Origin of the sequence: Nostoc sp. (genome assembly GCF_036919615.1) — a bacterium.
In the GTDB taxonomy this organism is placed as follows: Bacteria; Cyanobacteriota; Cyanobacteriia; order Cyanobacteriales; family Nostocaceae; genus Nostoc.
Genome location: NZ_JBALCN010000062.1, coordinates 17851 through 34938, shown reverse-complemented (window position 1 = coordinate 34938; position 17088 = coordinate 17851). Strand labels below are relative to the sequence as shown.

Genomic DNA, 17088 nt, shown 5'->3' with positions numbered 1-17088 from the left:
TTATGATATATGATGAGTTTTGAATTAATAACTCCTAATTCCTATACAGACGCGATTAATCGCGTCTGTACTCTTAATTTTCAACTTCTAACTCCTAACTCCTAACTTTATTCTTTGAGCAGCAAATAATATAGTGAACCATTGCCGCCTGTGATGCCAGCGCGATCGCCTGCTAGTTTACCAGACCCCATAAAATAATCTACCCGGCCCGGGCCTTTGATGGCGCTTCCTGTATCCTGGTCTAGCACAAAGCGGCTGACAGTACGCCTCTCTAGTTTGCCATGAGCAGCAGGATAGGGAAATGAATTGTAAATCAGCGCTAGCGCTCCTGGAGGCATAAGAGACTTATCTGTAGCAATAGAACGTTCTGCTGTCACTGGCACATGAATACTGCCTGTAGCTGCGGTACCACCAGTTTCTTGAAAGAAAATAAATCGTTCCCAGCGTGGCAGATAATTGCTCAACTCCCGCGGCTTTGCTCGGAAGTAACTAATCATCCGTGGCAGTGTCAATCCCGCCAGTGGCAGTTTACCATCTTTGGCTAGTTCTTTGCCAATACTAGTCCAAGGGTAATCAGTTCCACCTGCGTAGCCAACTGACGTTGTTTTGCCATTAGTTAACTTAATTTGGGCAGAACCTTGGATATGTACCATGTATGCGTCAAAGCGATCGCGAAACCAAAGCAGTTCTAAACCGTGCAACTTGCTCTTATTCCCTTTTAAACCATCCTTACCTTCCAAATCAATCCGTTTTGGGTGGGGTTTAGGCCATTGGCTGAAATCAGGTGGTAGCCGATAAAGAGGATACTTATATATTGAAGTCCTGACGCGGCTAGCGGTGTAAACAGGTTCGTAGTAAGCAGTGAACTTAACAGTACCCCTGCCATCGTTGCCCACAGACTGGTAGAAAACAAATTCACGGCGGACAGCGGCTTGTAGTTGCGCTGCTGACGTAGAACTGACAACCAATTGGCGGAAACGTACCAAACTCTGGCGGACACGATCAAGGGTAATTTCCTTCATCGGATAATTTTGATACACTGCGATCGCGTCATTCTTTGTTAGGTAAACCAGACTATTATCAATAGAAGTCAACAACGCATTGCGATCGCCTCCGGTGGGCGAAGCGCCAACGCCTGTTTTACCTCTTTGACCCCAAATTTGGTCATCCCAACCCAAGCAAGTCTGCCGGACTGTACAATCGCTTCCGATAGTGATTGGTTTTAGTGGCGGCGTTACCTCAGGAATTATTGGTACTGGCAGAAGTGGGAGATCAGGAGTAGTCGGTATTGGCAACGGCAATAAGTTAGGAACCTGAGCAATAGCTGACCAGATAGGGTTTACAAGGACAATTCCCAAACTCAAGCAAAGCAAAGCAAGGGTTTTTCTCATCATTTAGTTGAATCTTTCAACACTGGAACTAAAAATGGGTTCTACGCGGATTGCCACGATCCGAGAGGGTCTTACTACCATATATTCCCCTTGAATATTTTTGATCGGCACGCTAATAAAGTCATTAGAAGCAGACTTTGGCACAAGTTCGCTGCTATACCACTTCTGAAACTCTTGAATAGTAGGAAAACGTACCTCTTCCCGGTGACCGCTTTCCAGTAGGAGGTATACGGCATATTCATTTGCAGTTCTAGCCATAAGGTTGAATCTATTTAAAAAACATTCAACCCATTGTTAACCACGTAACCCCCGAATGAAAAGGGTAAGCATACGGGAGCAGAGCAGCAGCGGGCAAGAGGGAACAAATGCCCAATGCCCAATTGCTCAATGACTCTTCACTCTAGACGGCTAATTTTTTAACCAGTTCCTTAAAAAGTGTAAGTTTACGTTAGCTCTTGTTTGACACTCCCCGCAGCTATTGCCCGTTCGCGCAAGCGTCTCGCTAGAGAGGGGATTTTAATTTCATCCTAGCTACTTGTTGAACCAGGCTTTCGCTGAGTTTCCTCCTTAACACCTTGAATGAGATCAGTCAGTTCCGGATATTTGCAAGATAGTTTAGCTGATTAATTCACCCATTTGTGGGAGGTAATTAGCAAGCCAATAAGTGTAATTTGATTATAATCAAACCAATACAAGATGGTTTGAAGCAGTATTCATGCAACATATGTATCAATCATGTTTAACCTGATATTCACCGGATGTATAAAAATAAAACCCTTGGTGGTTTCAACGGCTTTTTTACTGGCTGTACAGACTTCTGCCAATGCTGAACAATCCTTCCCTAGCTTGACTCCAGCACAAGCTCAACATTTATCCCGTGACTTAGTTCCATATAATTCTCAATACTTTTTTAGGCAAGGAAAAGATTCTCTTGAGAGAGAAATTCAAATTCTTAGCCAAAGACAACTGCGCTCAATTAAACCTGTTCTTAAGATTGATTTAGTACCGCAGATAAAAAGACCACAGACTCAGCAAAATCCTAACATCTTATCTAAGTAGTAATTATTATTCTATAGGACTCTTATTTGATTTTTGAAATAAATCCATACATTAGAAGAGTGCGGAAATCGAAAGTACTGTGTCGAATAAAGCACTTTTTCCATCCACTTTAAAAGAGAGAAGGAACAACTATGTCTAATTTGCTCATATTGAGACTATTTGCTTGCCAGACTATTTGATCAGCACGAATGGCAGCCAGATGTAGTTTTACTTTTTGAATTTCAACGATAATCCAGTGACATGGAAAGAGTTTTAGCTAAAAAGCTAGGGTTTTTGCGGATAAAGAAAACTTAGTTGCTCATTTTGGATAATATCAAAATCAAAGATTCTAACTGAAAAGCGATGTTTACAAGCATATAATTTTAACAGTTTGTGGGTTGATCAGAATTGATACTTGGATTTTGCAGTTCATCGAAGTGAATAAAATAGTGATAGCTTAACAAGCGTGAAACTGTATTTTTCTGCTCTAAACTATCGGTAACGATATCAAACCTTAATTTTTAAGTTTCAAAGTCTTGTAGATATTGGCTTGCAAGTTTTCGGACGGATATATCGAGATTATCTGCTATCAAATCACCTGAATAAAAACAAACTACTTTAAATTTATCCTCTCTTAGTACACCCTTTTGACAAAAGTATAACTACTTTAACCTCTCATTAATCACCTGAAAGATAAAGTGTCAGGCTTCTTGCTGTTTAAAATGATGTTTTAAAAGTGTTTGGCTGTGATTTTAGGCACTTATTGATCCCCCCGAACCCCCTAATCAAAAGGGAGAACCGGAATCAAAGTCCCCCTTTTGATTGGGGGATTTAGGAGGATCTAGAACGTTTTGATACCGACAATAGGACTTTTAAAACATCCTCTAAGGTAAATTGCAAATTTTTTTAAAAAGAGTGATCGCTAAAAAATTATAAGAAAAAATACTTTTTCTTACTCAACTATTTAAACCAGCAAGTTCGCTTATATTATTTTTATTTATAGAAGCGTAAGCGCATCTAATTTTGTGCTGAAAAGTACAGATGATTTTACTAAAGTAAGTAGTTAAACAGAATTAATTACACAACATCATTGCGAATTGAGCGTTCACGGTAGCGTCTCTAAGAGTTGCGAAATGTAGCAATCACAAGGGTTAGGCTTGCTTACTTCGTACCCTTCCGGTTCTCTAAAGGAGTACGCAATGATTGTAAATATTTTTGTCTACCTACTTATTGAGGGTAACGCATTTAATTTGAGCAGAAAATGTGTTGGATGGTGATTCATGTCTATTACGGTAAAAACCACACAACCAAACTTTTGTCAATACGTAAGTTTCAACAATGGCTGGGGAGAACTATGAAAAGGAAAAGTCTAATCCGAATTTTATTCCTGTTATTTGGAATTATACTCTTTAACGTTTTACTTCTGGGCTATCCCACCCGTACATTGACGAGTGAAGCAGATAACCCCAACAGCATCACCATCAGTAGCAATATACCTAAAGATATTTTCTCTGATGGTACTCCCGCATCAAAGGCCACTCTAAGGCAGGCTGCCATCTTTGCCTGGAAAGAGTTCATTGCCCTCAATTGGCCCGCTGATCCCGACTTGCGAGGCAAACCGAAACCAAATTTACCTTTCGGTTCAGATGACAAGCCCCTTGTATGGGAAACACTGCGAAATAAGATAGAGATTTATCCAGGGAATAGCAAGCAAGCCAACCAACCTTTCTACAATGGCTCTCCCTCTAAAGGTGGACCGCATTACTATTACGATCCTGCAAAGGTTCTGACCACAGATGGTCAAATATATAGCTGCAATGGCGCTGCCCCACGAAGAAATGCTTTCATTAACTTAGATGAAGCGGACGAGATTGGCCTGAATCGCATGTACGCTGGCAAAGCTCCTACAAATTACCCAGGACAGCAATTTTTATACCTGGCCAAAGCGAACGAGCAAGAGTACGACTATGTCAAAAATCTAAAATGGAATACTTTTGATAGTCGTGTTCCAAACAAGAATACCTCCTTTTCTCAAGCGACACAAAACACCATAAGCAAAATCCAGAAGTCGAAGGAATATCCAATTCCAAACCCTACTAATCCTAGCTTTATCTCCTTGCCATACAACACGATCGAGGTCAAGAGTGGTTGGCGTCACTTAAACACAGATGAAGATACTAGCAAGTTCCACGTTGCCCCTGTGCGCTTCTACGAAAACCAATCGTCTACTAATGGACAGGGTAAATACTGCTTTATACAATCTGAAAAAGGCTGGGGCATGGGAGCTTTGCACATTATCCAAAAGACACCATCGGCTCCCTACTTCATCTTCGCCACTTTTAGTCAAGCTGACAATATTACCAAAAAAGATGGTACTTCTGTTGAGGACGTAAATGGTCAGTTGAAAAATCCCAGCATTCTTCAAAGTAACCCGTTTGACCCCAAAATCTTTACCGATACACCCAAGCCTCGAAATCCTGATCCGAACGCAATATATGAGACAGCTGCCAGCGGGATTAATGATTCACAAAAATTTGACCCATTGACACCTCCAAACGCACCGGAAAATCATCTTCCAAACGATCTACGGCTCTACTATGAGAATATCCTTGGCGCGTCGGCGCTGCCTCAAGTGCCAATCAGCATTAACAGGCGCGCCAACCCAATTCCTGATCAGATCATTGCAGTTAATCAATATGCCCACTCCGTAATTTCAAACTATATTCATGCCCATGGTCTTTCCTCATCTCCTTGGCTCAACTACAAGCTGGTGAATATCCAGTGGGTTCCTTTGACTAAGAATGCGAATGCTCCTGGTAAGCCCTACACTGGTTCGGATGTCGCCAACTACTATCTAGCTAACGAGGTGGTAGAGACTGATTTAAACTTGCAGTTATTCAGTGGACAGTTCAAGAACACAAACGAGAATTTGATTACCGACTTTGCCTATAAAAATCAGATCCCAGGATTTGCTTTCGGTCCCAAAAATCAGTATGCGAATGTTGTCCACCAAGGTAAACAATTTAACATGGGAGGCTGCATGGGTTGTCATGGCAATGCAACAAATAAAGGCGCAGACTTCAGTTTTATCCTGTTAGATGGACCTGTACCATTTAGCTACCCAGAAGTGGGTGGAGATGCCCTTCCTAACCAACTAAGGTTTATACGACAACAATCGAAGCGATCTCAGTAGCGGTAAAAGTAGTCAGCCTGCCATCAGGCGTCATGCAACGCCTGAAAGTTTTGCATCAAACATTGGTAACAAGTTAAACCTTTATGGCAGTTGCCAAGGATAACCGTTCAGGGGGGTACACAGCAGGCACACCCCCCTGAACGGTTATATATTCTGAATTTGAGATTAGCATTCGTAATATTACTTCTACAGGAGTTGATTTTCTGACTGTTTTGGTTGTCTGAGGATAACGTCAATCGAAGACGCTAGATTTTGAGGCTTTATTGGCAGTTAGGGTAGTCCAAGTAGAGTTCACAGCATTCAAGGAAAAAATGGCACCTAAACCACACCCCCAGGCATCACAATCACTATGCTCTGCTTCCTAATAATGTAGATGGATCTAAATAAATATAAGATAGTTCGTCATTGCGTACTCCTTTGGAGAACCGGTTCACCTTTGTCTTTGCCAAGAGAAGTGTACGAAGTGTTCACGGTAGCGTCTCGTAGAGAAGCAATTGCAAAGGCTGAGATTGCAACTCTACTAGACGCTTACGTACCCTACGGGAAGGCTTACGCCAACGCAATGACATTTTATATTTAATTTCGCCTTGTTTAATAACAAAGTTTTTGTGTTTTCAATAAACTTTGCAATACAAATTTACAATCTTAATCGTCTAGTAAACTCATCAACGCCTGAATTTCAACGTCTTGCTGCTCTGACAATTGACACTGTAACTTTAATAATTCATTCTGTAATCCTTCTGCTACATAGAGCATATTAGATTCTTGTGCAATTTTTAGCTGGTTTTCTTTAATTTGGATTTGTTTAAGCAAGTTGTTTTCAACATGAATTGAATTGTAATGTTGAGCAATCATAGCTTTACATTTCTTATTAATCTCTAGAGTACAATTAAATTTACCACCTACGTATTATTCCACACTTCTCTCATTTTTTAAATATTTGGTGATTTAATCTTTATTGCTCGTAGTCTTTACGGGGATGGTGTTTCTTCTTGCCTGAGTAGTTTAGTTTCTGTTTTTTGGAGTCTTTGAGGCATTAGATCAGACGCTCAATGCTATTTTCCTCAATCCCCGGATTTTTAACGATAAATCCTCAAACAAGAAGACTGCATAGTTTTTTTCACAGATCTATTCTCAATAGTTTGGGAATATTAGCTTCATACACCATGTCTATATTTTTACAGACTTTTACAAAAATGGAAATCATGATATAAGATTGGTTGACTTAGGGGGAATTTTAGATAACACACATTAACTTGTTTGTTACTTCACCGAGTCTTGTAGATATGTTAAATATTTTTTGGTGAACAGGATGAGCTTAAAGTTTATAAAGAGAAACACTTTTGTCGGTGTAAAAATTATATCTACAATGCTTATAACAAGCGCAATTGGATTGGAATCGTGGAATATTTATGCAGTAATAACTAATAGTAATGTACCAAGCAGCCTTAATCCAATTTTTTGGATTGAGCGTTTTGCCATGACGAGCCATTTTATCGAGAGTATTATAGCAGCTTTTTATGCACCTTCGAGAAAAAAGATACCAATAAAATATGCTACTTATACTTTTTTTGTAGGCACAATTGGGTTGTTAGAACTGTTTGATCAAGAGAATGACTACTGACCACTCGCAACTCTTGGAGACGCTACGTGAACGCTCGAATTCACTCATTCAAAAGTCAAAAAAGGGATACAGAGCCAATAAATTTATTTATGAAAAAAATAAATTTATTTGAACCGAGATGCGTAGCATAAGGTTCAATGCGTCCTTGTTACAGAGCCAATAAATTTATTTATAGTCAAGCTTAATTTTGACTTTTGAATGAGTGATTTTTGACTTCCCCGTTCGCGTAGCGTCCAGTAGGGAAGGGGCTGACGCTTCTGTGCCTTGAGGGTTTTTGGATTAGGTCGGTTGGTAGGGTGTATACAAAAGTTATAGATTATTAAATCCACGTTACTCAGCAAAACTCAGTTGCGGGGGTTTGCCAATGTCGGTCACTGGTAAATCTGACAGGCAGAAGGGAGTATAGTTTGTATAGTTAGCTTTTTGCTGAAATTTTAGTTTGACACTAAGGAATTAAAAAATGTCTACTGATACTGACATAGTTGCTTACGTTCAAGAAAGTGAATTTGATGCTGTTTTAACTGAAAGTGAAGAGAAGGTCATTGTTGTTGATTTTACTGCTACTTGGTGTGGACCCTGTCGCCTGATCAGTCCGTTAATGGATCAACTCGCCCAGGAATACAAAGGTCGTGCCAAAGTCGTTAAGGTAGATGTTGACAGCAACAAGCCGATTTTCAAAAAATTCGGTCTTCGCAGTATTCCAGCGGTTTTAATTTTCAAAGATGGTGTTTTAGCAGAAACCATCGTAGGAGTTTCTCCTTACGAGGACTTTAGCAACGCTGTTCAGAAGCTTCTTGAGGTTGTTTCAACCTAATTCGTAATTCATAATTAAAAAGGGTTTATACCTGATGCCTAATAACGGCAGTAACGTTTCAGGTGCAGTTTAAATTCCCGGAAGTTCCGAGTCTCCAAAGCCGATCCTCGGACTTCTCACTATTTGAAGCACAATTATAAATTTAGCCTTTTCAAGGTGGGTAAAATTTTTGGACAATAATTCCTATTTTCTCTGTGTTCTCTGCGCCTAATAAGGTTAAATAAATTGTTTTTCAACCGCAGAGGCGCAGAGAGCGCAGAGAGAAAAGCAGAGATTTTATGAGTCACCTTGAAAGGGCTAATTATAAATTTTAAACCTTTACTTTTCGCCTATAATGTGCTTGGAGTAAACCATTAGGATATTGTTTTGAGTTAATCAGCTCCAATTTCTCTTCAGGGCTAGGCGGTGGGAAAAGGTGTACACCGCCACCTAAGATAATCGGAATAGTTGAAATAATATATTCGTCAATCAAGCTATGCTGAAGAAACGAATTGATTAATGCTCCGCCACCAACTAGCCAGATATTTTCAAAACCTTGGGCCTCTATATTTGCTAAGGCTTGTTTTACTGTGTCCGAAACAAACACAACGTTCTCGCGGTCAGATTGGAGATGGCGCTGGGTGAAAACGAAGGATTTTTTTTCTGGATAAGGCCACTCATCGAAACTAAGCCCGACTTCATATGTATTGCTACCCAAGACAATAGCATTAATCGATTCGTAGAAAGCAGCGTAACCGTAGTCTTCCCCTTCTGTATCAAGGATTGATAGCCAATCAATTTTGCGATCGCTGCGAGCAATGTAGCCATCCAAACTAGCTGCAATATAGAGTGTAACTTTCGTCATTGTTTTAATGAATGTGTTAGTTTTCACCCAATTACTTAGGTTTTTTGATTGTGCGACTTAAACCGACCTGCAATAAATTCTCGCTTAGATAAATGCTTTGTATCGCGTTTGGTGACTCGCTCTCGCCACATATGGAAACTAGATTCCTTCATTTCGCGCCTCATTAGGGCAATTACCTGTTTCTCCAGCAGCCCAAACTGAGCTTCAATGGCATCAAAAGATGTTCTATCTTCCCATGCCATTTCAATGATGCGATCAATGGTTTGTGAATCGAGGTTAGGTAGCTTCATTCGTTTGCTGGTAATTGGTAAATTCTTGTGAAGATTCGCGTTGTCCAGATCCCCGGCAACTTTTACGAAGTCGGGGATCTAACTTTTCACGAATGATTTAGGACTACTATCTATTTTACTTTTCGTTTTAAAGAACCATTGTGTCTGCTGCACCAAGTTGCAAGGCATAGAGGTTGGCATAGACACCTTGCTGATCGATAAGTTCGGCGTGAGTCCCCTGCTCTACAATTTGTCCCTGCTGAATCACTAACACCTGATCTGCCTGGGTAACTGTACTGAGGCGGTGGGCAATCACGAAGCTAGTACGACCTTCCAGCAAGCGGGCGATCGCACTTTGTACCAGCGCTTCTGTGCGGGTATCGATGCTGCTGGTTGCTTCATCAAGAATCAGAATTCGCGGGTTGATCAACACTGCACGGGCAATACTGATCAGTTGTCGCTGTCCTTGGCTCAGGGGTGCGCCCCGTTCACCCAATTGAGTTGTATAACCCTGTGGCAGTGAGGTAATGAACTCATGCACATTTGCTAGTTGTGCAGCCTCTTCTATATCAGCTTGAGTGGTGTAAGGAGCGCCAAAGGCAATGTTTTCGGCGACGGTACCGCTGAACAGAATATTGTCTTGCAGGACGATGCCAATTTGACGCCGCAGACTTGCTTGAGTAACACTACGCACATCAATATCATCAATTTTCACTGCCCCGCCAGATACATCGTAGAAGCGCAAAATCAAGTTAATGAACGTACTTTTTCCCGAACCGGTCGGCCCTACTAACGCAATCATCTGCCCTGGATAGGCGTGCAAATTTACCCCTTTGAGAACCAGTTGATCTGGGTTGTAACCAAACTTGACATTTTCAAATGTCACCTCACCCTGAATGGACGGCATTTCTGTCGCATTGAGTGCGTCTTTGAGTTCTGACGGTTCATCTAGTAATAGAAAGATTCGCTCTAATCCAGCGAAGGCAGATTGAGCTTGGGTGTAAAACTGGCTGAGAATCTGGATCGGGCGGAAAAACTGCTGGACGTAAAGTAAAAAAGATGTCACCACACCCACTGTTGCAGCTCCTGTGACTGCGAGATAGCCACCATAGGCCAGCACGCCTGCTGTTGCTAGTGTGTTGAGAAAATCAATGGAGGGCAAGAAGGCTGAAGTAATTGCCACAGCCTCGACGTTGGCATCACGATTGGCGGCGTTAAGAATGTCGAATTCTTCGATATTCATCTGTACACGATTAAATGCCTGTGCTTCTCGCACGCTGACAATATCTTCTTCCAACTTGGCGGAAAGCTCTCCAATCGTCTGTCGGGTGACGCGAAATCTGACTCTTGCCCAACGTGCAAATAAGCCTGTAGTAAAAATCATCAGTGGCACGACTACGTTGCTCAACAAGCCGAGTTGCAGATTGATTGAGAGCATAGCAATAACAATGCCAACCAAACTGAAAGTGTTGCCCAGCATTTGAGCGATCGTCAGTCCAAATGCCTGATTCACGGTATTGACATCATTTAGCAAGCGGCTCATTAAATCGCCTGCTTCGCTGCGGTCAAAAAAGCTGAGTGGCAGACTTTGGATTTTAGTGAAAATATCTTGCCTCAGTTGAGCCAGCAATCGCTGCATAATCCAGCCGACTCGAATAATTTGACCCCGGATTGCCAGGACACCAAGTCCGTAGTTCAGCGCTAGTAACCCTAATAACACTAGTAGTCCCTGCAAATTCCCTTGTGCAATTAGGTGATCAATCGACCAACCGATAAAGAACGGCCCAATTGCCTGGGTTATGGCACCTATCAATACTAATGTCAGGGCGATGGGAATTTCTTTGCGATAGAGTAAGACGTATTGCAAAAAGCGCCGCAGAGTGGAGAGTTGCTGACTCGCCTGCTCAGATGCAACAATGGGAACTGTGGCTCTCATACCAATTTTGGATTTTGGATTTTAGATTTTGGACTTCGGCTTCTCTACGAGACGCTCTTGCGTTCGCTCAGTCGAACGATTTTGGATTAAAAGTCTTTGTCTTGATTACAAGGCTGTTATAAAAATCTCAAGCAATACTACTTATACTAATTTAGGATCATTTTTCACCTTCGGCTTTACCTGAGATTCCAAAATCACACCGTAGAGCGGGCTGGTTTGCATCAATTCTTCATGAGTACCTTGTGCCACCAATCGTCCTTTATCCATGAGAAAAATGCGATCGGCATTCTTGACGGTGCTAATGCGTTGAGCCACGACAAAAGTTGTACAAGCTTTTTGGCGCATTAAGTCATCTAGTTTGGCTTGAATCTGAGCAGCAGTCCTCGCATCCACAGCCGAGGTACTATCGTCCAAAATCAAAATGCCGTAATCGGTCAGTAAGGTACGAGCGATCGCAATTCGTTGTTTTTGTCCACCAGATAAGCCCACTCCCCGTTCACCCACAATCGTCTCGTAGCCATTGGGTAGACTGGTAATAAAATCGTGCATTTGTGCGGTTTTAGCAACCTCAATCACCTGCTCTAGAGTTGCATTGGGTTTTGCGTAAGCAATATTTTCGCGGATTGTACCAGAGAAGAGGGTGGTTTCCTGGAACACAATACCAATACATGATCTGAGGCTTTTGAGCGTGAAACTTTTGACATCTCGTCCGTCAATGCGAACCGCTCCCCCTGTGACATCGTAAAAGCGGGGAATTAAGTTCATAATTGTGCTTTTTCCCGAACCAGTCATTCCGAGAACGGCGATCAGTTCGTTGGGTTTCGTTTCAAAGGAAACTTCTTTGAGAGTTTCGGTTGTCGCTCCTGGATAGCGAAAGGAAACATTTTCAAAAGTAATTCTCCCACCACAGGTGTCAAATGGGACAGCACCAGGGCAATCGCGAATTTCTACCTCTGCATCTACAACTTCATAGACTCGTTCGGCAGAAGCAGCTGATTGAGCGATCGCCGGGGCAGCAAATCCAATCAACAAAATAGGTTGGAGAATCAACGCTAGGTAGGAGTTAAATGCCACCAGTTCGCCAATGGAGAATCTACGCCCAATCACCTGCGCTCCTCCGTAGGCGAAAACTGCCAGTGTTACCAAATTACTCAGCAAAAAGATTAATGGGAAGGTATCACGGATGGCGCTAATCGTCTTCATGTTTGCCCTGACTAGGGCATTATTCATGGTCGTGTAACGCGACCTTTCGGTTGACTCTCGCACAAAGGCTTTCACTACCCGTATTCCTAGCAAGTTCTCTTGCAATACAGCATTGAGGTCGCTCAGTTGCTCTTGTACTTGCCGAAAAAGTTTGTTATTCCGGGTAATAAATCGCGCCATCACCCATCCGGCTAGGGGCACTACTGTCAGCGTAATCAGTGCTAATCGCCAGTTCATCACCAGCAAAATCACCGAAATACTCACCAATGTCACAACTGAACCGACGACCTGAATCAAGCTAGTGCCAACAAAGGTCCGGATTTGCTCAATGTCGCTGGTGACACGGGTTAGTAGTTGGGAAGTCTGCGCCTGGTCATGATAACTGAAACTGAGATTTTGAATCTGGCTGAAAATTTTGTTTCGCAGGTCATAGGCTACACCCTGAGACACGGCTTCTGCCAAATAGCTTTGTCCAAAATTAAATAAACCACGAGCGATCGCGGCGACTACCATCCAGGCGGCGCTATATAGCACAATTTGGAGGTTTTTTTGGCTGATGCCCTGATCAATTCCCCAGCGAAATAGTTGCGGGGTAACTGCGTTTGCGATCGTCAGCAGCAACAGGCTGACCAATGCTCCCAGCGAAGTCCATCGGTAAGTACTTAAACTTCTAAGCACGCGCTGGGTTGACTGTATCGACGAAGTTTCCTGGAGTTCTGGTTGCTGAACCAATGGTATTTACCCCTGTATCTTTGGAAAATTATCTCCTATTTTGATTGTATAAAACCAATTGGCCAGTTGAGAGTGGGGAATATAGGATCTACTTGTATGTGGTGGAAATTTCAAATTTTGGGACAACGGTATGAGAAAATACCTCTTTGGCAAGCATTGTGGCTAATCTTAAATACTCAAGAAAACCAAAGAACAAGAATAATGGCTCAAAATTTTTATAGCAATTCCCAACTCCCATCGGATATGTCAACTGCTATCAGTTGCACAGCAAAGCCAAGTTCTGAGTTCTACTCTATTTTTTCTGAAGAAGAAGTTTTAGGGATAATTCATGCATTAGAAATCAGACGAGAAATCCCTCTAAAGTATTCTTATAAAGGTAGAGGCGCAAAAATCTGGGATGATTTTTATCTAAAATATATTATTCCTAAATGGTATCGAACATCGAGTGTAGAAATTGACCTTTTAGAAAATAACTTCAAATACCTTAATGGCAATATTGCCAGTGGCGAAAAAGTTAATATTATAGATGTTGGTGCTGGAAATTCATATCCAATTAAAAAATTTATCCATCAACTGAATAAACTGGGGAAGGTTAATAAATATATTGCCTTAGATATTAGCGAAGAATTGCTTCATTTATCCAGAAATAATTTTAGAAAATGGTTTCCTCTCATTGAATATATCAGTTCGACGATTGACATAGAAAATAGTTGTATACCCAAAGTTTTATTCCAAAATCAAGCTAGCCTTGAAATTGATCACACAGCAAAAATATTTTTTCACTTAGGTGTTACCATTGGTAATCATCAAAATAGAGATGAGGTACTCAAAAACTTTAGAGATAGCATGGGAAAAAATGATTTTCTGGTGTTCACTAACGAAATTGGCTCTAACTCTACATGGGATAGAATAGTTAGAGGTGGCTGCAAGTATCATGTAGAAGAAATATATGGATGGGTTAAAAACAATATTGGGATTAAATCTGAAGATTGTGAACTGGTGAGAAAGTATGATTTAAAAACAGATAGTATAATTGCTAATCTGAAACTCCGTCATGATTACACTATAAATTTCAGTCGGATGGGGATAGATAAGAAAATTGATATCTCTGAAGGTGAAGAAATTACTATTTGGCGACATCATAAGTATGAAATCCCTAAACTTTTGCAAGAAATAGAACATTCTGGATTGCAACTTATTTACTATAGTACTGACAAATACAAATCACATATTATGGTGATTTGTAAGGTTGCCAGTAACTAACCCAAGTTTACTCTTTGCCCGTGTGTGCCCGCAAAAATACGTCTACAGCACTCTGAACCCACTCTGCTAGCGCTTCGTCAGTTTGAAACAACGAGGGTAGCTGAAAACTGGCGCGGAGCATCGGCCAACCGAATACAATACTCATAAAGTGGTCCGCTGCAAGATCAGTATTGTTGATCGAGAGAACTTGACGCTGCACCAAGGACTCTAAATACTGCTTGACAATTTCTCGTCCCCAGCCTGGTCCGTTCTGCCAAAATGCATTGGCGAGATCACAAAACACGGGAGCTTCAGCGATCAACCGCCTTTGTAGTTGCTGACCATTGTCGCTCAAATTTGCACGCAAAACCTGCAACCCGTACTGATACAAGACTTCGTGGGCAGGCGCATCCTGGCGGAGGATGGCAGAAGCGACAGGATCGACCAGCTTTTCAGAGCGACGCTTCATCAGCGCGGCGAAGAGTGCTGCCTTGCTGGGATAAAGCGAGTAGAGCGTCTGCTTAGAAGCACCCGCTCGGTTTGCAATCTCATCTGTGCTAGCACGGGCAAAACCCTGTTCGAGGAACACCGCAGTCGCGGCTTCTAGAATCGCCTCATTCCGCAAATCACGTTCATCTGCACGGGGTCGCCCTGGTCCATGCTTTTTGACCTTGGAGCCTTGTTTGCTCATTTCTGAATCGGACTCTGTAACCTTCCAATCCTAACTATAGCGATATCTACTGCTAAATTTAGGCGCTAACAGGAGGGCTGCTTTATTCTTCTTCACATATCGGGCTTGCAAATAATCTTTGAAGTTGATATTTTAATAGTACTATTCAGTACTATTAAATTGTAACTGTACACCCCTCTGACACTGTTGATGATTGAGTTCACATGATTCTACAAAAGCTGCATAATTTCAGCATCTCAATTTCGAGAACGTATAGAGCATTATCGCCAAACGCCCTTTTAACGACGATCCACAATCAACGGAGCTAAAATATGCCAGTTGCTTTAATCAATCCCTTTGTTGTTCCCGCAGACAAAGAAGAAGAATTCTTGAGAGCTTGGAACGAGACCACGCGAGTCTTCTCCAGCACACCCGGTTTCATTGAAACCCACCTGCACAAAAACACGGGTGTCGGCGACGGAACCTTTCAATACATCAACATCGCGCTTTGGGAAAGTGCAGACGCCTGGAATGTGACCCACGGCGGCTACAAACCGGGTGAAGAAAGCATTCCCGGTGTCGAACACCATCCTGGCATCTTCCAGGAAGTGATCGCTTCCAAGAGTATGCGCGAAGTAGACTGGCGAATGCCGTTGTAAGGGCAGCCGCTGATTCTGCTGCTGAATCCATGCACTAAGTTTCAAGAACGCCTCTACGGTGATTACAGGTTTGCCGCAAATGCGATCGCAGTTGCTGAGACAAGAGACCACCGAAGGCTCTACGCTTTGAAAATCCTCAAACAAAGGAGTAAACTCATGCCGACAATGCCTCTCAATCTCACTCGCCGCGTGAAACGGCTCTCAGAACAACGCTGGCTATTAGATGCAATCATCAGCCTGATGGGACCCGATTGGGATCAGGGTCGTCTGGGCTATATGTCCAGTGCTTGCGGACACGATTCGCAGGGTGACTTCATCGGACTGCGCCAGCGAATCAAGACTTACAACGACATGACACGCGAGTTCATGCAGGCGGCACGACGCCGCGAACTACGTGCCGAAGCCGAACTAAAGCTGGGACATGATTCTACAGCCCGTGAGAGCTTTTTTACAGCTAGCATTCTCTATGGTGGAGCGCAGTGGTCGATCGAGGCAAACACACCTCTGAATCTCGCTCTGAATCAGAAGAAGACGGATTGCTATGCCAAGTTCATCCAGCTCGCGGGTCGGCACGTTGAGCCGCTCGACGTGCCGTTTGAAGATCGATCGGTACCAGCGATTCTCTCGCTCCCACCGACATACAAGCATGGCGATCGCGTTCCCTGTGTTGTGATCGTCTCCGGTATGGACGGCTGGAAAGAGCTATCGGTGGCAATGGACGGGGACAAGTGGTTACAGCGAGGCTTCGCAGTTCTGGCGATCGATGGCCCAGGGCAGGGCGAGGCACTGATTCGGGAGGTCTGGTACGACCCGGACACCTACGGCAAATTGGGTTTATCTGCGTTCGACTTGGCGGCTGCCCGTCCAGAGATTGATCCCAGTCGGATCGTTGTGCATGGTCTCAGCTTCGGCTCTTATTGGGCGACCACGCTGGCGGCGGCTGAACCGCGTTTTCTCGCCTGCGGCGTCGCCATGACCTGCTTTGAAGCTGGCGGCTTCTCGCTGTTTGAAACGGCAAGCCCAACGTTCAAACTGCGGTTTATGTACATGACTGGGGCAACAGACGAAGCAGAGCTTGACCGGATCGCCCAGAAACTTGACGTCTTCAAGCTTGCTTTGCAGATCAAGTGTCCATTCCTGGTGGCGGCAGGTGAGGACGACCAGTTGAGCGATTCCCACTATACCTTCGACTTCCTCAACAGCCTGACGGGTGCTAAATCTTTGATCTTCTACGAAGGCGAAGACCACGGCATGCACGCCAGCCGTGCCGGACAGCTAGGGCCGGAAGCGTACACGATGGTAGCGGACTGGCTGGGCGATCGCGTGCGAGGTATCGAGGCTCAGTCTATGTACACCGAGGTGGATGCAACTGGCATGGTTCATGTCGAACCGTGGGGAGACCAGCGTGAGTATACCTATGGCATCACGGAGAATACAAAGAAGCTGATCTTTGGCAACTAATTGCGATCGTCA

General features: G+C 43.1%; 15 protein-coding genes. 7 read left to right on the top strand and 8 right to left on the bottom strand.

Annotated elements, in window-relative coordinates; genetic code table 11:
- Nucleotides 1–107 precede the first annotated feature (107 nt).
- Complete coding sequence (mltA, locus tag V7K48_RS18515) at nucleotides 108–1391, bottom strand: murein transglycosylase A (RefSeq protein WP_335074735.1); 1284 nt, start codon at nucleotides 1389–1391, stop codon at nucleotides 108–110.
- A gap of 3 nt (nucleotides 1392–1394) precedes the next feature.
- Nucleotides 1395–1649: a hypothetical protein gene (locus V7K48_RS18510; RefSeq protein WP_099100341.1), complete on the bottom strand. Its 255-nt coding sequence runs from the start codon at nucleotides 1647–1649 to the stop codon at nucleotides 1395–1397.
- A gap of 477 nt (nucleotides 1650–2126) precedes the next feature.
- On the opposite strand from V7K48_RS18510, the gene V7K48_RS18505 reads away from it, so the two are divergent.
- Both V7K48_RS18505 and V7K48_RS18500 read left to right on the top strand, forming a co-directional pair.
- Nucleotides 2127–2450 carry a hypothetical protein gene (locus V7K48_RS18505; protein ID WP_335074702.1) on the top strand — a complete coding sequence of 108 codons (324 nt, stop codon included), beginning with the start codon at nucleotides 2127–2129 and terminating at the stop codon, nucleotides 2448–2450.
- A 1333-nt stretch (nucleotides 2451–3783) separates the two neighbouring features.
- Nucleotides 3784–5622, top strand: coding sequence for a hypothetical protein (locus tag V7K48_RS18500; protein WP_335074701.1), 1839 nt, complete (start codon nucleotides 3784–3786; stop codon nucleotides 5620–5622).
- 645 nt (nucleotides 5623–6267) lie between these two features.
- Here the strand turns inward: V7K48_RS18500 and V7K48_RS18495 are convergent.
- Entirely contained in the window at nucleotides 6268–6477 is a 210-nt protein-coding gene (locus V7K48_RS18495) for a hypothetical protein (protein WP_335074700.1), read from the bottom strand.
- A gap of 457 nt (nucleotides 6478–6934) precedes the next feature.
- On the opposite strand from V7K48_RS18495, the gene V7K48_RS18490 reads away from it, so the two are divergent.
- Both V7K48_RS18490 and trxA read left to right on the top strand, forming a co-directional pair.
- The gene (locus V7K48_RS18490; protein WP_335074699.1) at nucleotides 6935–7246 is read left to right on the top strand and encodes a hypothetical protein; all 312 of its coding nucleotides are present in this window, start codon (nucleotides 6935–6937) and stop codon (nucleotides 7244–7246) included.
- A 460-nt stretch (nucleotides 7247–7706) separates the two neighbouring features.
- Nucleotides 7707–8060: a thioredoxin gene (trxA, locus tag V7K48_RS18485; RefSeq protein WP_335074698.1), complete on the top strand. Its 354-nt coding sequence runs from the start codon at nucleotides 7707–7709 to the stop codon at nucleotides 8058–8060.
- Between the two features lie 310 nt (nucleotides 8061–8370).
- On the opposite strand, the gene V7K48_RS18480 is transcribed toward trxA, so the two are convergent.
- The 4 genes from V7K48_RS18480 to V7K48_RS18465 all read right to left on the bottom strand — a co-directional run bounded on the left by V7K48_RS18480 (nucleotide 8371) and on the right by V7K48_RS18465 (nucleotide 13044).
- Complete coding sequence (locus V7K48_RS18480; protein ID WP_335074697.1) at nucleotides 8371–8904, bottom strand: dihydrofolate reductase family protein; 534 nt, start codon at nucleotides 8902–8904, stop codon at nucleotides 8371–8373.
- Between the two features lie 35 nt (nucleotides 8905–8939).
- Nucleotides 8940–9194 (bottom strand): TIGR03643 family protein, encoded by a 255-nt coding sequence (locus V7K48_RS18475; protein ID WP_335074696.1) that lies wholly within the window; start codon nucleotides 9192–9194, stop codon nucleotides 8940–8942.
- 127 nt (nucleotides 9195–9321) lie between these two features.
- Entirely contained in the window at nucleotides 9322–11109 is a 1788-nt protein-coding gene (locus V7K48_RS18470) for an ABC transporter ATP-binding protein (RefSeq protein ID WP_335074695.1), read from the bottom strand.
- A 141-nt stretch (nucleotides 11110–11250) separates the two neighbouring features.
- Nucleotides 11251–13044, bottom strand: coding sequence for an ABC transporter ATP-binding protein (locus V7K48_RS18465; protein ID WP_335074694.1), 1794 nt, complete (start codon nucleotides 13042–13044; stop codon nucleotides 11251–11253).
- Nucleotides 13045–13245: 201 nt separating this feature from the next.
- On the opposite strand from V7K48_RS18465, the gene V7K48_RS18460 reads away from it, so the two are divergent.
- Nucleotides 13246–14307 carry an L-histidine N(alpha)-methyltransferase gene (locus V7K48_RS18460; protein ID WP_335074734.1) on the top strand — a complete coding sequence of 354 codons (1062 nt, stop codon included), beginning with the start codon at nucleotides 13246–13248 and terminating at the stop codon, nucleotides 14305–14307.
- 7 nt (nucleotides 14308–14314) lie between these two features.
- Here V7K48_RS18460 and V7K48_RS18455 read toward each other — a convergent pair whose 3' ends face one another.
- On the bottom strand, nucleotides 14315–14977 hold the full coding sequence (locus V7K48_RS18455) for a TetR/AcrR family transcriptional regulator (RefSeq protein WP_335074693.1): 663 nt from the start codon (nucleotides 14975–14977) through the stop codon (nucleotides 14315–14317).
- A 311-nt stretch (nucleotides 14978–15288) separates the two neighbouring features.
- On the opposite strand from V7K48_RS18455, the gene V7K48_RS18450 reads away from it, so the two are divergent.
- Both V7K48_RS18450 and V7K48_RS18445 read left to right on the top strand, forming a co-directional pair.
- Nucleotides 15289–15615, top strand: coding sequence for an antibiotic biosynthesis monooxygenase family protein (locus tag V7K48_RS18450; protein ID WP_335074692.1), 327 nt, complete (start codon nucleotides 15289–15291; stop codon nucleotides 15613–15615).
- Nucleotides 15616–15771: 156 nt separating this feature from the next.
- Nucleotides 15772–17076 (top strand): alpha/beta hydrolase family protein, encoded by a 1305-nt coding sequence (locus V7K48_RS18445; RefSeq protein ID WP_335074691.1) that lies wholly within the window; start codon nucleotides 15772–15774, stop codon nucleotides 17074–17076.
- Nucleotides 17077–17088 lie beyond the last annotated feature (12 nt).

Coding starts and splice junctions, on each gene's coding strand:
- mltA (WP_335074735.1), bottom strand. CDS start 1,391: ATGAGAAAAACCCTTGCTTTGCTTTGCTTGAGTTTGGGAATTGTCCTT.
- V7K48_RS18510 (WP_099100341.1), bottom strand. CDS start 1,649: ATGGCTAGAACTGCAAATGAATATGCCGTATACCTCCTACTGGAAAGC.
- V7K48_RS18505 (WP_335074702.1), top strand. CDS start 2,127: ATGTTTAACCTGATATTCACCGGATGTATAAAAATAAAACCCTTGGTG.
- V7K48_RS18500 (WP_335074701.1), top strand. CDS start 3,784: ATGAAAAGGAAAAGTCTAATCCGAATTTTATTCCTGTTATTTGGAATT.
- V7K48_RS18495 (WP_335074700.1), bottom strand. CDS start 6,477: ATGATTGCTCAACATTACAATTCAATTCATGTTGAAAACAACTTGCTT.
- V7K48_RS18490 (WP_335074699.1), top strand. CDS start 6,935: ATGAGCTTAAAGTTTATAAAGAGAAACACTTTTGTCGGTGTAAAAATT.
- trxA (WP_335074698.1), top strand. CDS start 7,707: ATGTCTACTGATACTGACATAGTTGCTTACGTTCAAGAAAGTGAATTT.
- V7K48_RS18480 (WP_335074697.1), bottom strand. CDS start 8,904: ATGACGAAAGTTACACTCTATATTGCAGCTAGTTTGGATGGCTACATT.
- V7K48_RS18475 (WP_335074696.1), bottom strand. CDS start 9,194: ATGAAGCTACCTAACCTCGATTCACAAACCATTGATCGCATCATTGAA.
- V7K48_RS18470 (WP_335074695.1), bottom strand. CDS start 11,109: ATGAGAGCCACAGTTCCCATTGTTGCATCTGAGCAGGCGAGTCAGCAA.
- V7K48_RS18460 (WP_335074734.1), top strand. CDS start 13,246: ATGGCTCAAAATTTTTATAGCAATTCCCAACTCCCATCGGATATGTCA.
- V7K48_RS18455 (WP_335074693.1), bottom strand. CDS start 14,977: ATGAGCAAACAAGGCTCCAAGGTCAAAAAGCATGGACCAGGGCGACCC.
- V7K48_RS18450 (WP_335074692.1), top strand. CDS start 15,289: ATGCCAGTTGCTTTAATCAATCCCTTTGTTGTTCCCGCAGACAAAGAA.
- V7K48_RS18445 (WP_335074691.1), top strand. CDS start 15,772: ATGCCGACAATGCCTCTCAATCTCACTCGCCGCGTGAAACGGCTCTCA.